7 protein-coding genes are annotated in these 14286 nt (G+C 70.5%); 4 read left to right on the forward strand and 3 right to left on the reverse strand.

What is annotated here, in order from left to right; genetic code table 11:
* Nucleotides 1-32 precede the first annotated feature (32 nt).
* Nucleotides 33-3017: an excinuclease ABC subunit UvrA gene (uvrA, locus tag ACI3ET_RS11190; protein WP_405033123.1), complete on the reverse strand. Its 2985-nt coding sequence runs from the start codon at nucleotides 3015-3017 to the stop codon at nucleotides 33-35.
* A 160-nt stretch (nucleotides 3018-3177) separates the two neighbouring features.
* Here uvrA and gltB point away from each other — a divergent pair, with 160 nt between their 5' ends.
* From gltB to ACI3ET_RS11210, 4 genes are read left to right on the forward strand one after another with little or no spacing between them, the layout of a single operon-like run.
* The gene (gene gltB, locus ACI3ET_RS11195) at nucleotides 3178-7752 is read left to right on the forward strand and encodes a glutamate synthase large subunit (RefSeq protein WP_405033124.1); all 4575 of its coding nucleotides are present in this window, start codon (nucleotides 3178-3180) and stop codon (nucleotides 7750-7752) included.
* Nucleotides 7745-9205, forward strand: a complete 1461-nt coding sequence (locus ACI3ET_RS11200) for a glutamate synthase subunit beta (protein ID WP_405033125.1) — start codon at nucleotides 7745-7747, stop codon at nucleotides 9203-9205. The genes gltB and ACI3ET_RS11200 overlap by 8 nt, the downstream gene beginning before the upstream one ends.
* 25 nt (nucleotides 9206-9230) lie before the next feature.
* The gene (locus ACI3ET_RS11205) at nucleotides 9231-9920 is read left to right on the forward strand and encodes an MBL fold metallo-hydrolase (protein ID WP_405033126.1); all 690 of its coding nucleotides are present in this window, start codon (nucleotides 9231-9233) and stop codon (nucleotides 9918-9920) included.
* Nucleotides 9914-10870, forward strand: coding sequence for an EamA family transporter (locus ACI3ET_RS11210; protein ID WP_405033127.1), 957 nt, complete (start codon nucleotides 9914-9916; stop codon nucleotides 10868-10870). Before ACI3ET_RS11205 ends, ACI3ET_RS11210 begins: the two co-directional genes overlap by 7 nt.
* On the opposite strand, the gene ACI3ET_RS11215 is transcribed toward ACI3ET_RS11210, so the two are convergent.
* Complete coding sequence (locus tag ACI3ET_RS11215; protein ID WP_405033128.1) at nucleotides 10773-11897, reverse strand: TerC family protein; 1125 nt, start codon at nucleotides 11895-11897, stop codon at nucleotides 10773-10775. The two genes, ACI3ET_RS11210 and ACI3ET_RS11215, sit on opposite strands and share 98 nt — an antisense overlap.
* A 168-nt stretch (nucleotides 11898-12065) precedes the next feature.
* Nucleotides 12066-14171 carry an excinuclease ABC subunit UvrB gene (gene uvrB, locus ACI3ET_RS11220; RefSeq protein WP_405033129.1) on the reverse strand — a complete coding sequence of 702 codons (2106 nt, stop codon included), beginning with the start codon at nucleotides 14169-14171 and terminating at the stop codon, nucleotides 12066-12068.
* Nucleotides 14172-14286: the final 115 nt, after the last annotated feature.

The following is a 14286-nucleotide window of genomic DNA, read 5'->3' on the forward strand; positions in this document are numbered from 1 at the left end:
GCTCCTTGCGTCGTGGCGGTGGGCCGGGTGGCTCACGCGCTGGCGCTCGTGCGCCGGTTCGTGGCGAGCAGCGGGGCCAGGAACCGACCGGTGTGGCTGGTCGGGTGGACCGCGACGGCCTCGGGCGTGCCCTCCACCACGACCGTACCGCCGCCGTTCCCGCCCTCGGGACCCATGTCGACGATCCAGTCCGCCGACTTGATCACGTCCAGGTTGTGCTCGATCACCAGCACCGTGTTGCCCTTGTCGACGAGCCCTTGGAGCACGCCGAGCAGCCGGTTGATGTCCTCGAAGTGCAGACCGGTCGTGGGCTCGTCGAGGACGTAGATGGTGCGTCCGGTCGAGCGTTTCTGCAGCTCCGCGGACAGCTTGACGCGCTGCGCCTCGCCACCGGACAGCGTGGTCGCGGGCTGGCCGAGACGGACGTAGCCCAGCCCGACCTGCACGAGGGTGGTCAGGTGCCGGCTGATCACCGGCACCGCGGCGAAGAACTCCGCCGCCTCCTCGATCGGCATGTCGAGGACGTCGGCGACCGTCTTCCCCTTGAAGTGGACCTCGAGCGTCTCCCGGTTGTAGCGCCGGCCGTGGCAAACCTCGCAGGGGACGTAGACGTCCGGGAGGAAGTTCATCTCGATCTTCAGGGTGCCGTCGCCCGAGCAGGCCTCGCAGCGACCGCCCTTGACGTTGAAGGAGAAGCGCCCCGGCAGGTAGCCACGGACCTTGGCCTCGGTCGTCTGGGCGAACAGCTTGCGGATCTGGTCGAACAGCCCTGTGTAGGTCGCCGGGTTGCTCCTCGGGGTGCGACCGATGGGACTCTGGTCCACGTGGACGACCTTGTCGAGCTGGTCCAGCCCCTCCACGCGCCGGTGCCGCCCGGGCACGTGCCGCGCACCGTTGAGCTGGTTGGCCAGCACGTGGTAGAGGATGTCGTTGACCAGCGTCGACTTGCCCGACCCCGACACGCCGGTCACGGCGACCAGGTTGCCGAGCGGGAACGAGACGTCGATGTTGTGCAGGTTGTGCTCGCGCGCCCCGCGCACGGTGATCAGCCGTCCGTCCTGGGGCCGGCGCTGCGTCGGCGTCTCGATGGCGCGGCGTCCCGAGAGGAACTGGCCCGTCAACGAGGTGGGGTGCGTGAGCAGGTCGGCGACCGAGCCGCTGTGCACGACGTGCCCCCCGTGCTCGCCCGCCCCCGGCCCGATGTCGACCACCCAGTCCGCGGTGGCGATCGTGTCCTCGTCGTGCTCGACCACGATGAGGGTGTTGCCCAGGTCGCGGAGCCGCGTCAGGGTCTCGATCAGGCGGTGGTTGTCCCGCTGGTGCAGACCGATGCTGGGCTCGTCGAGGACGTAGAGGACGCCGACCAGGCCCGAGCCGATCTGGGTCGCCAACCGGATCCGCTGCGCCTCTCCCCCCGACAGCGTGCCGGCCGGCCGGTCCAGGGAGAGGTAGTCGAGGCCGACGTCGAGCAGGAAGCCCAGCCTCGCCGCGATCTCGCGGTTGACCTGCGCCGCGATCGCGGCCTCGCGCGGGGTGTAGTCGACGTCGGCGAGGAACGCCGCGCACTCGTGGATGGGCAGCGCACACACCTCGGCGATGCTGCGCCCGCCGACGTGCACCGCGAGGATCTCGGGCTTGAGCCGGGCACCCTTGCACACGGGGCAGGGCACCTGCCGCATGAACGCCTCGTAACGGTCGCGGCTGCTCTCGGACTCGGTCTCGGCGTGCTTGCGCTTGACGTAGGGCACCACCCCCTCGAATCCCGTGGAGTAGCTGCGCTCCCGACCGAACCGGTTGCGGTAGCGCACGTGCACCTTGTGCTGGTAGCCGTGCAGGATGGCGTCCCGTGCCCGCCCGGGCAGCTGGCGCCACGGGACGTCCAGGGTGAACTTCAGGTCGTCCGCGAGCCCGCCCAGCACCCGCTGGTAGTAGTCGTTGAGGCCGGCCGTCGTCGACCACGGGATGATCGCGCCCTCGAGGATGGAGGTGTCCTCGCCGCGGATGACCAGCTCCGGGTCGACCTCCTGCTCCGACCCGATGCCGGTGCACGCCGGGCACGCGCCGAACGGGCTGTTGAAGGAGAAGCTGCGGGGCTCGAGCTCGTCGACGCTCAGCGGGTGCTCGTTGGGGCAGGCCATCCGCTCCGAGAACCGTCGCTCGCGCGCCAGCGGACGTCCGTTCGCGTCGACCGGGGCCTCGCGGCCTGCGGGAACCTCCTGGCCACGGGCGGGGACGTCGACGAACTCGGCGACGACCAGACCGTCGGCCAGGCGCAGTGCGGTCTCGACGGAGTCGGTCAGACGACGCAGGTGGGAGGCCTCCGGGCCGCCGTCGGCCGCGCGCTTGGCCGCCAGCCGGTCGATCACCACCTCGATGGTGTGCTTCTTCTGCTTCTCCAGGGTCGGGGGGGAGGCCAGCTGGACGACGGTGCCGTCCACCCGGGCCCGCGCGAAGCCCGAGGACTGCAGCTCGGCGAAGAGGTCGACGAACTCCCCCTTGCGGCCGCGCACCACGGGGGCCAGCAGCTGGAAGCGCACGCCGTCGGGCAGCTCCAGGAGCCGGTCGACGATCTGCTGGGCGGTCTGTCGCTCGACCGGCTCCCCGCAGACCGGGCAGTGCGGTCGGCCCACCCGGGCGAACAGCAGGCGGAGGTAGTCGTAGACCTCCGTGATCGTGCCCACCGTCGAGCGAGGGTTGCGGTTGGTGGACTTCTGGTCGATCGACACGGCCGGCGACAGGCCCTCGATGAAGTCGACGTCCGGCTTGTCGAGCTGGCCCAGGAACATCCGGGCGTAGGCGGACAGCGACTCGACGTAGCGCCGCTGCCCCTCGGCGAAGATGGTGTCGAAGGCCAGGCTCGACTTCCCCGACCCGGACAGGCCGGTGAAGACGACCAGCGCGTCCCGCGGGATGTCGACGGACACGTTCTTGAGGTTGTGCTCGCGGGCGCCCTGCACGCGGATCCGGTCGTGGCGCGGACGCGGGGACGAGGTGGGTGGGGTGACGGAGGAGGGCACGGGACAACTGTAGGTTGCTCCTCTGACACACCCGTTCCGAGTGACTTTTCATGCAGGCCTGTGCATATGTATGCTGCAGGTCCCCACAGCGTGTCGGGTCCCTGTTCCCCTGCCACGTCGGTCGGCGCCTCCTGGTGGCCCTGTCCAGATCGGTGACTCCATGTCCGAGACCACACCTGTCCGCAGCCCAGTCCCGGGCCGTCCGCCCCAGGGGCTCTACGACGGAGCGCACGAGCACGACAACTGCGGGGTCGCCTTCGTCGCGGCCCTCGACGGTGCCCCCCGGCACGCGATCGTCGCCCAGGCGCTCACCGCTCTGCACAACCTCGACCACCGCGGAGCCGTGGGCGCCGAGGAGAACACCGGCGACGGGGCCGGCATCCTCACGCAGGTCCCGGACGCCTTCCTCCGCGCCGTGCTTCCCTTCGCTCTCCCGGAGGCCGGGACCTACGCGGTCGGCATCATGTTCCTCCCCTCCGACGGGACGGCGGGCCAGGTGGCCGCCGAGATCGAGGAGATCGTGGTCGGCTCGGGACTGGCCGTGCTCGGGTGGCGCGAGGTGCCCGTGGTGGCCGACATGATCGGTCCCACGGCCCTGTCCGCGATGCCGGTGATGCGTCAGCTCGTCGTGGCGGGCACGGGGCCTGCGGCCGGGGAGTCCGGGCTCGCCCTGGAGCGTCGAGCATGGTTGTGCCGCAAGCGGATCGAGCGGCAGACGACGGCATACCCGGTCTCGTTGTCCTCGCGCACGATCACCTACAAGGGGATGCTGACCACAGACCAGCTGCCCGCCTACTTCCCCGACCTCGTCGACGAGCGGTTCGCCAGCGCGCTGGGCGTCGTGCACTCCCGCTTCTCCACCAACACCTTCCCCTCCTGGCCCCTGGCCCACCCCTACCGGATGATCGCCCACAACGGCGAGATCAACACGGTCAAGGGCAACCGCAACTGGATGAACGCGCGCCAGTCCGAGCTGGCCAGCGACGCCTTCCCCGGACCGCTGGCCGACGCGCTGCCGATCTGCACGCCGGACGCCAGCGACTCGGCCACCTTCGACGAGGTGCTGGAGCTGCTGCACCTCGGCGGGCGCTCGCTGCCGCACGCGGTGCTGATGATGATCCCGGAGGCGTGGGAGAACAACGACGACATGGACCCGGACGTGCGGGCCTTCTACGAGTTCCACTCGATGCTCATGGAGCCCTGGGACGGTCCGGCCAACCTGGTCTTCACCGACGGCACCCGCGTGGGTGCGGTGCTCGACCGCAACGGGCTGCGCCCCTCCCGGTACTGGGTGACCGACGACGGGCTCGTGGTGCTCGGGTCGGAGTCCGGGCTGCTCGCCCTGCCGCCGGAGAAGGTCGTGCGCAAGGGCCGTGTGGCGCCGGGCCGGATGTTCCTCGTCGACCTGGAGCGCGGCGAGATCCTCGACGACCACGACGTCAAGGCTGGCCTGGCAGCCCGGCAGCCCTACCGGCAGTGGCTCGACGCCCACCTGGTGCGGCTCAGCCAGCTGCCCGACCAGGTGCACGTGCGGCACACCCACGCCAGCGTGACGCGGCGCCAGCAGATCTTCGGCTACACGGAGGAGGAGCTGCGGATCATCCTGGCGCCGATGGCGCAGACCGGCGGCGAGCCCCTGGGCGCGATGGGCACCGACACCCCCATCGCGGTGCTCTCGGACCGTCCGCGACTGCTCTTCGACTACTTCGTCGAGGCCTTCGCGCAGGTGACGAACCCTCCCCTCGACGCCATCAGGGAGGAGATCGTCACCTCGCTGGGCTGCTCGACCGGCCCCGAGCCCAACCTGCTCGAGGAGTCACCGGAGCACGCGCGTCAGGTGGTGCTCGACTTCCCGGTCATCGACAACGACGAGCTGGCCAAGCTGCGCCGGCTCAACGTCGCCGGCGAGCACCCCGACCTCGGCACCGTGGTGGTCCGGGGGCTCTACCGGGTCGACGGCGGCGCGGCTGCGCTGGGCGCCCGCCTGGAGGAGATCTGCAGCGAGGTCGACGAGGCCGTCCAGGGTGGAGCGTTCTTCATCGTGCTGTCCGACCGGCACGCCGACCGCGAGCAGGCCCCCATCCCCTCGCTGCTGCTGACCAGTGCGGTGCACCACCACCTCGTGCGCAACAACACCCGTACCCGGGTGGGTCTGCTGGTCGAGGCCGGCGACGTGCGAGAGGTGCACCACGTCGCGACCCTGGTCGCCTACGGCGCGGCCGCGGTCAACCCCTATCTGGCGATGGAGAGCGTCGAGAACCTCTGCGCCGCGGGGCAGCAGCTCGACGGGCTCGACCCAGACGTGGCGATCCGCAACCTCATCAAGGGGCTCGGCAAGGGCGTCCTGAAGGTCATGTCCAAGATGGGCATCTCCACCATCGCCTCCTACCGCGGTGCCCAGACCTTCGAGGCCGTGGGCCTGTCGCGCGAGCTGGTCGACCGGTGGTTCACCGGGACCACCAGCCAGATCGACGGTGTCGGCCTCGCGGTCGTGGCCGCGGAGGTGCAGCAGCGGCACGCGACCGCCTACCCGCTCTCGGGCATCAGCCCCTACCACCGCCGGCTCGACATCGGCGGCGAGTACCAGTGGCGCCGCGAGGGGCCCCCGCACCTGTTCAGCCCCGAGGCCGTCTTCCGGCTCCAGCACGCGACGCGGCAGCAGCGCTACGACGTGTTCAAGCAGTACACCGACCTGGTCGACGACCAGTCCGAGCGTCTGATGACCTTGCGGGGACTGTTCGCCCTGCGCCCGGACCGCGAGCCCGTGGACATCGACGAGGTGGAGCCGGTCAGCGAGATCGTCCGCCGGTTCGCCACCGGCGCGATGAGCTACGGGTCGATCTCGCAGGAGGCCCACGAGACCCTCGCGATCGCGATGAACCGGCTGGGCGGGAAGTCCAACACCGGTGAGGGTGGGGAGGACGTGGAGCGCCTGCTGGACTCCGAGCGTCGGTCCTCGATCAAGCAGGTGGCCTCTGGACGGTTCGGTGTGACCAGCGCCTACCTCGTGCACGCCGACGACATCCAGATCAAGATGGCGCAGGGCGCCAAGCCCGGAGAGGGTGGGCAGCTGCCCCCCGGGAAGGTGTACCCGTGGATCGCCCAGACGCGGCACTCCACCCCGGGCGTCGGACTCATCTCTCCCCCGCCGCACCACGACATCTACTCGATCGAGGACCTCAAGCAGCTCATCCACGACCTCAAGAACGCCAACCCGCAGGCCCGGGTGCACGTCAAGCTGGTCAGCCAGGTGGGTGTGGGCACCGTCGCGGCCGGCGTCGCGAAAGCCAAGTCCGACGTGGTGCTCATCTCCGGGCACGACGGGGGGACCGGGGCGAGCCCGCTGACCTCGCTCAAGCACGCGGGAACGCCGTGGGAGCTCGGCCTCGCCGAGACCCAGCAGACGCTGCTCGTCAACGGGCTGCGGGACCGGATCGTCGTGCAGTGCGACGGCCAGCTCAAGACCGGGCGCGACGTGATCGTGGCAGCGCTGCTCGGAGCCGAGGAGTTCGGCTTCGCGACCGCACCGCTGGTGGTCTCGGGCTGCATCATGATGCGGGTCTGCCACCTCGACACCTGTCCGGTGGGCATCGCCACGCAGAACCCGGAGCTGCGGGAGCGCTACGCGGGCAGGGCCGAGTACGTCATCACCTTCTTCGAGTACATCGCCGAGCAGGTGCGCGAGCTGCTCGCCTCGCTCGGCTACCGCAGCCTCGACGAGGTCATCGGCCGCGCCGACCTGCTCGACACGGGCCCGGCCCTGGCACACTGGAAGGCCGGCGGCCTGGACCTGGGTCCGATCCTGCACCGTCCGGACCTGCCGCAGGGCACGTCGCTGCGCTGCACGACGGTCCAGGAGCACGGGCTGGAGGCCGCGCTGGACAACCAGCTCATCGAGGCGGCGGCGCCCGCCCTCCGGGACGGAACTCCTGTGCAGGCCTCCTTCCCGGTGACGAACGTCAACCGGACCGTGGGAACCATGCTCGGTCACCGTGTGACGGTCGCCGCAGGACCCGACGGTCTGCCGGAGGGCACCATCGACCTCACCTTCACGGGCTCGGCGGGCCAGTCGTTCGCAGCCTTCCTGCCGCGCGGCATCACCCTCCGGCTCGTCGGCGACGCCAACGACTTCGTGGGCAAGGGCCTCTCGGGTGGACGGGTGGTCGTGCGACCTGCCGACGAGTCCCCCTTCGTCGCGGCCGACCAGGTCGTGGCGGGCAACGTCATCTGCTACGGCGCGACGTCGGGCCAGGTCAACCTGCGCGGCCTCGTCGGCGAGCGCTTCTGCGTCCGCAACTCCGGCGCGACCGCCGTGGTCGAGGGCGTGGGTGACCACGCCCTGGAGTACATGACCGGCGGCCGGGCGCTCGTCCTCGGCCCGACCGGCCGCAACGTCGGCGCCGGCATGTCGGGCGGAACCGCGTTCGTGCTCGACCTCGAGACCAGACGGGTCAACCCCCTGGCCCTGGCCCAGAACGACCTCACGCTCGCCCCGCTGCGGGAGACCGAGCATCTCGAGGAGGTCCGCGAGCTGATCGCCGAGCACATGGAGCTCACGGGCAGCACCGTCGCCGAGGACCTCCTGCGGTCCGGTGACTGGGCGGACCGGATCACCGTCATCACCCCGCGCCAGTACGCCAGCGTGCTGCGCATCCGCCGCGAGGCCGAGGCCCGCGGCGAGGACCCGAACGGCACCCACGCCTGGCAGCGCATCCTGGAGGACTCGCATGGCTGACCCCAAAGGCTTCCTGACCTACCGCGAGCGGGAGAACCGGCCCACCCGGCCGGTCCCGGTGCGCATCCAGGACTGGAAGGAGGTGCACGGCGAGCAGGACACCAAGGTGCTGCAGCGTCAGGCGAGTCGCTGCATGGACTGCGGCATCCCGTTCTGCCACCAGGGCTGCCCCTTGGGCAACCTCATCCCGGAGTGGAACGACCACACTCGCCGAGGCAACTTCGCCGACGCCATCGAGCGGCTGCACGCGACCAACAACTTCCCTGAGTTCACGGGTCGGCTCTGCCCGGCGCCCTGCGAGACGGCGTGCGTGCTCGGTATCAACCAGCCCCCGGTGACGATCAAGCAGATCGAGGTCTCGATCATCGACCGGGCGTTCTCCAACGGCCGGGTCAAGCCCGAGGAGCCGGAGTGGCTCAGCGGCAGGACGGTGGCCGTCGTCGGCTCCGGGCCCGCCGGGCTCGCCGCCGCCCAGCAGCTGGGCCGGGCCGGGCACACCGTGGTGGTCTACGAGCGGGACGACGCGGTGGGTGGCCTCCTCCGCTACGGCATACCCGAGTTCAAGATGGAGAAGGCCGTGCTGGACCGCCGCCTGGTGCAGCTGCGGGGCGAGGGTATCCGGTTCCTGACCGGGGTGACCATCGGCGGGAACGGACCCGACGACCTCACCCTCTCGGAGCTGCGGGAGCGCTTCGACGCGGTGGTGCTCGCCACCGGCTCGACCGTGCCGCGGCTGCTGGGGGTCCCCGGCTCGGACCTCGCGGGGGTGCACCCGGCCATGGACTACCTCGTGCCCGCCAACAAGGAGGCGCTCGGCGCCCCGCGCGGCATCGACGCGTCCGGTCTGGACGTGGTCATCATCGGCGGTGGCGACACCGGGGCAGACTGCCTGGGGACGGCCCACCGTCAGGGGGCGAGCTCGGTCACCCAGCTCGAGATCCTGCCCACGCCCCCCTCCGAGCGCCCGGACCACCAGCCCTGGCCGACCTACCCCATGCTCTTCAAGACGACCGAGGCTCACGAGGAGGGTGGCGAGCGCGCCTACGGCGTCTCCACCGTCGAGGTGCTGGACGACGGGCGGGGGGGCGTGCGCGCCCTGAAGCTGGTCGAGACAACCTTCGCGGACGGTCGCTTCCAGCCGGTCGAGGGCACGGAGCGAGAGCTGCCGGCGCAGCTCGTGCTCCTGGCGATGGGCTTTGTCGGGCCCGACGAGCAGGCTGCGCCGAGCGAGGCGCTGACCCGCACGGCCCGCAACACGTACGCGCGGGACGACGACTTCGCGACCCCTCTCGAGGGTGTCTTCGCGGCCGGCGACTGCGGCCGCGGGCAGTCCCTCATCGTGTGGGCGATCGCCGAGGGGCGCGCGTGCGCCTCGGCCGTGGACCGGTTCCTCACCGGTGCCACGACGCTGCCCTTCCCCATCCGCGCCAGCGACCGCGCGCTCGCCACGTGAGGCTGCCCCCCTACACTGCCGGAGCATGAGCGAGGACACTCCCGCGCCGGGTCACGTCATCCCCGGCGGCGCCAGCTGGACCCTGCCCCTGGGCCGTGCCACGGTCCGCAAGTGCAGCGTGTCGGAGATGGACAACAACGTCTACCTGGTGACCTGCACGCGGACCGGCGAACGGCTGCTGGTCGACGCCGCGGACGACGTCGACCGACTGCTGTCGCTCGTGGCCGAGGACGACACCCCGGCGGCGCGCCCCGGCCGTCTGGGGCAGGTGCTGACCACGCACCGGCACTGGGACCACCACCGGGCCCTGCCCGCCCTCGTCGCACGGACCGGGGCGGTCACCCTGGCCGGGTCCGCGGACGCCGACCAGCTGCCCGTCGACGTGGAGGTGCGGCTTGCGCACGGGGACGCCGTCACCGTCGGCGACCTCGCGCTGGGCGTCGTGGCCCTGCGGGGCCACACCCCGGGGTCGGTGGCGCTGGAGCTGACCGTCGACGACCACCCCCCCGTGCTGTTCACGGGGGACAGCCTGTTCCCGGGCGGGCCGGGGAAGACCTGGTCGGCGGAGGACTTCGCACGCCTCGTCGACGACCTGGAGGAGCGGGTCTTCGCGGTCTACGGCGACGAGACACTCGTCCTGCCGGGGCACGGGGACAACACCCTGGTCGGGACCGAGCGGCCGAACCTGGACGCCTGGCGGGCCCGGGGGTGGTGACCGGCCCCGCCAGTCCGGCCGGGGTGCACCCGGTCGTGCTGGTGCTGGTCGCCGTCGTCTCCGTCCAGTTCGGCGGCGCGCTCGCGGCCACCCTGCTGCCCCTGGTCGGCGTCGTCGGGTCGGTCACCCTCCGGCTCGTCCTCGCGGCCCTCATCCTGGGTGCCCTGGTGCGTCCGCGGCTGCGGGGCCGCACCGCCGGCGACTGGGGTGTCGTCGGCCTCTTCGCGCTGGCCCTGACCGCGATGAACCTCGCCTTCTACGGCAGCCTGACCCGGCTGCCCATCGGGGTCGCCGTCACCATCGAGTTCCTCGGCCCGCTCGCGCTCGCCGCGGCCCTGTCTCGTCGCGCCCGGGACATCGGCGCCGTCCTCGCGGCGCTGCTCGGCGTCGTCCTGATCTCCGAGGCGGTCACCACCCCGTGGCGCGACCTCGACCTGGTGGGGATCGGGCTCGCCGGGGCCGCGGGCGCGTGCTGGGCGGCCTACATCGTGCTGAGCCGTCGCACCGGCGCCCGCTTCGCCGGACTCGACGGCATCGCGCTGTGCCTCATCATCGGCGCCGTCGTCACGCTGCCCCTCGGTGTCGCGACCGCCGGGTCCGCGCTCTGGTCGGGCGAGGCCCTGGCGCGAGGTCTGGGTATCGCCCTGCTGTCCTCGGCGATCCCCTACAGCCTCGAGCTGGTCGCGCTGCGGCAGCTGACGGCCGGGACCTTCGGGGTGCTGCTCAGCCTCGAGCCGGCCGCCGCGGCGCTGGCCGGGCTCCTCGTGCTGGGTCAGGTGCTGGATCCGCTGCAGGTTCTCGGCATGGGCCTGGTGATCGTGGCCAGCGTGCTGGTGCTTGGACGGTCCGGCGCTAGCTCCGCGGCGACTCGTCGTCGCCGGTGGACGAGCGGTGGGTCCGCTCCTCCCCAGAGTCCTCGTGGTGGTGCTGGGTCTCCCCGAACAGGCTGACGTCGTCGAGGTGCAGGTGGTCCTCGCCGCCGACCCCGCCCGCGGCCTCGGTCCGCCGGGTCTTGAGCAGGCTGAGGACCGCGGTGACCCCGAGGATGAGTACGATCGCGGTCAGCGACAGCCAGATCGGGACCTCGGGGACGTCGAAGGGCTCGCCGCCGTTGATGAACGACAGATCGTTCTCGTGCATGGCGTGCAGGATGAGCTTCACCCCGATGAACGCCAGCAGGACCGCCAGCCCCAGGCCGAGGTAGACGAGGCGCTTGAGAAGGTCGCCGAGCAGGAAGTAGAGCTGCCGCAGGCCCATCAGCGCGAACACGTTGGCCATCAGCACCAGGTAGGGCTCCTGGGTCAGGCCGAAGATCGCCGGGATCGAGTCGAGGGCGAAGAGCAGGTCCGTGGTGCCCAGGGCGATGATGACGATGGCCATCGGGGTGAGCACCCGCTTGCCGCCCTCGACGATCCGGAGCTTGGTGCCGCCGTCCCAGGACTGGGTGACGGGGAAGCGCCGTTCGATCATCTTGAGCAGGGCGTTCTCCTGGTACTCCTCGTCCTCGGTGTCGTCGTGACCGATGTTCTCCTTGGCCAGCTTGACCGCGGTGTAGATGAGGAAGGCGCCGAAGAAGTAGAACACCCACGACCAGCGCTCGATGGCGGCGGCACCGACGAGGATGAAGATGGCCCGCATCACCAGGGCCATCACGATGCCCACCATCAGGGCGTACTGCTGGTACTTCCGCGGCACGCCGAACTTGGCCATGATGATGAGGAAGATGAAGAGGTTGTCGATCGACAACGAGTACTCCGTGAGCCAGCCGGCGAAGAATTCACCGGCCAGCTGACCACCCGAGGTGATCAGCAGGCCGAGTCCGAAGAGGACGGCGAGCCCCACGTAGATCGAGAGGGCGACGCTCACCTCGCGCCGCGACGGTTCGTGCGGCCGACGGCCCAGCACCAGCAGGTCGAACGCGAAGATGATCGCGACGACGACGAGGGTGACGATCCACACCCACGGGGGGACGGTCATACGGGTGCCTTCCGGTCAGGCCAACAGACCGGAGGTCTCTCCCGCACCGGGCACCAGGGCCGGTACCGGCTCCCCGGGCCCGACGGCCACTGCCGTGCCGGCCGTACTGACGAGGTCGCCGCGTGAGGATACTCCCCTCCGATTGGACCTCGCCATTCTGTCACAGCCTCAGGATGTCGCTTCCCTCATCTGCCGGAGCTCCTTCTTGAGCTCGACGATCTCGTCGCGCAGGCGGGCCGCCAGCTCAAAGTGCAGGTCGGTGGCCGCCTGGTGCATCTGGTCCGTCAGCTCGTGGACGAGCTGGGCCAGCTCGGTGGCCGGCAGGTGGTCCGTGGCGCGGCGGTCGAGCACGCTGGTGCCCACGGCCGCCGCGGCACCCCGGCCCCGTCCCGTCCCCCGCGACTGCCGGCGACCGCTGCCCATCAGCACCTCGGTGTCGGCGTCCTCCCGCTCCAGCATGTCGGTGATGTCGGCGATCTTCTTGCGCAGCGGCGTGGGGTCGATCCCGTGCTCGGTGTTGTAGGCGAGCTGCTTGTCCCGTCGCCGGTTCGTCTCCTCGATCGCCTGCTCCATCGACGGGGTGACGCGGTCGGCATACATGTGGACCTGGCCCGAGACGTTGCGAGCCGCTCGCCCGATGGTCTGGATGAGCGAGCGGGCCGAGCGAAGAAAACCCTCCTTGTCGGCGTCGAGGATGCTGACCAGCGACACCTCCGGCAGGTCCAGCCCCTCCCGGAGCAGGTTGATCCCGACGAGCACGTCATACTCCCCCAGCCGCAGCTCGCGCAGCAGCTCCACCCGCCGCAGCGTGTCGACCTCGGAGTGCAGATAGCGGACCCGCACGCCCTTGTCCAGGAGGTAGTCGGTGAGATCCTCGGACATCTTCTTGGTCAGCGTGGTGACGAGCACCCGCTCGTCGCGCTGGGTGCGCAGCGAGATCTCGTGCAGCAGGTCGTCGATCTGCCCCTTGGTGGGCTTGAGCACGATCTGGGGGTCGACCAGCCCCGTCGGGCGGATGATCTGCTCGACGACGCCGTCCGCCTTGGCCATCTCGTAGTCGCCGGGGGTCGCCGAGAGGTAGACGGTCTGGCCGATCCGCTCGAGGAACTCCTCCCACTTCAGCGGCCGGTTGTCCATCGCGCTCGGGAGCCGGAAACCGTGGTCGACCAGCGTGCGCTTCCTCGACATGTCGCCCTCGTACATCGCGCCGATCTGCGGAACGGTGACGTGCGACTCGTCGATGACGAGCAGGAAGTCCTCGGGGAAGTAGTCGAGGAGGCAGTTGGGAGCCGACCCGGCCGCCCGCCCGTCGATGTGCCGCGAGTAGTTCTCGATGCCGGAGCAGGACCCGACCTGACGCATCATCTCGATGTCGTAGCTCGTGCGCATGCGCAGGCGCTGGGCCTCGAGGAGCTTGCCCTCGCGCTCGAAGAGCGCCAGCTGGTCGGCCAGCTCCGTCTCGATGGAGCCGATGGCGCGTTCCATCCGCTCGGGACCGGCGACGTAGTGCGAGGCCGGGAAGACGTACATCTCCTGCTCCTCACGGACGACCTCTCCGGTGAGCGGGTGGAGGGTGTAGATGCGGTCGATCTCGTCGCCGAAGAACTCGACCCTGAGGGCCAGCTCCTCGTACTGCGGGATGATCTCGACGGTGTCGCCGCGCACCCGGAAGGTCCCGCGCGTGAACGCCTGGTCGTTGCGGGAGTACTGCATGGTGACGAACCGCCGCAGGAGGTCGTCGCGCTCGATCTCCTGACCGACCTTCAGCCGCACCATGCGGTCGACGTACTCCTGCGGGGTGCCGAGGCCGTAGATGCACGACACCGACGCCACCACGACCACGTCGCGCCGGGTCAGCAGCGAGTTCGTGGCCGAGTGGCGCAGGCGCTCGACCTCGTCGTTGACCGAGGAGTCCTTCTCGATGTAGGTGTCCGTCTGCGGGACGTAGGCCTCGGGCTGGTAGTAGTCGTAGTAGGAGACGAAGTACTCCACCGCGTTGTTGGGCAGCAGCTCGCGGAACTCGTTGGCCAGCTGTGCGGCCAGCGTCTTGTTGGGGGCCATCACCAGCGTCGGCCGCTGCACCTGCTCGATCAGCCAGGCCGTCGTCGCGGACTTGCCGGTGCCCGTCGCGCCGAGGAGGACGAGGTCCTGCTCACCGCGTCCGATGCGCTGACTGAGATCGGCGATGGCTGCCGGCTGGTCCCCGCTCGGCTGGAAGTCGGAGACGACGCGGATGGGGTTGACCGTGCGCTGCAGGTCGGTGGTCGGTCTCATGTCACCACGCTAACGCCGACCACCGACAGTCTCATCCTCCACCGCGTCGGAGCCCTCCCGCAGCTCGAGCAGCAGCTCCCGGCGCAAGGGGGGGCAGTCCCAGGGAGGAGGGGTG

This window comes from Ornithinimicrobium jinqii (genome assembly GCF_045032595.1).
Taxonomy (GTDB): domain Bacteria; phylum Actinomycetota; class Actinomycetes; order Actinomycetales; family Dermatophilaceae; genus Ornithinicoccus.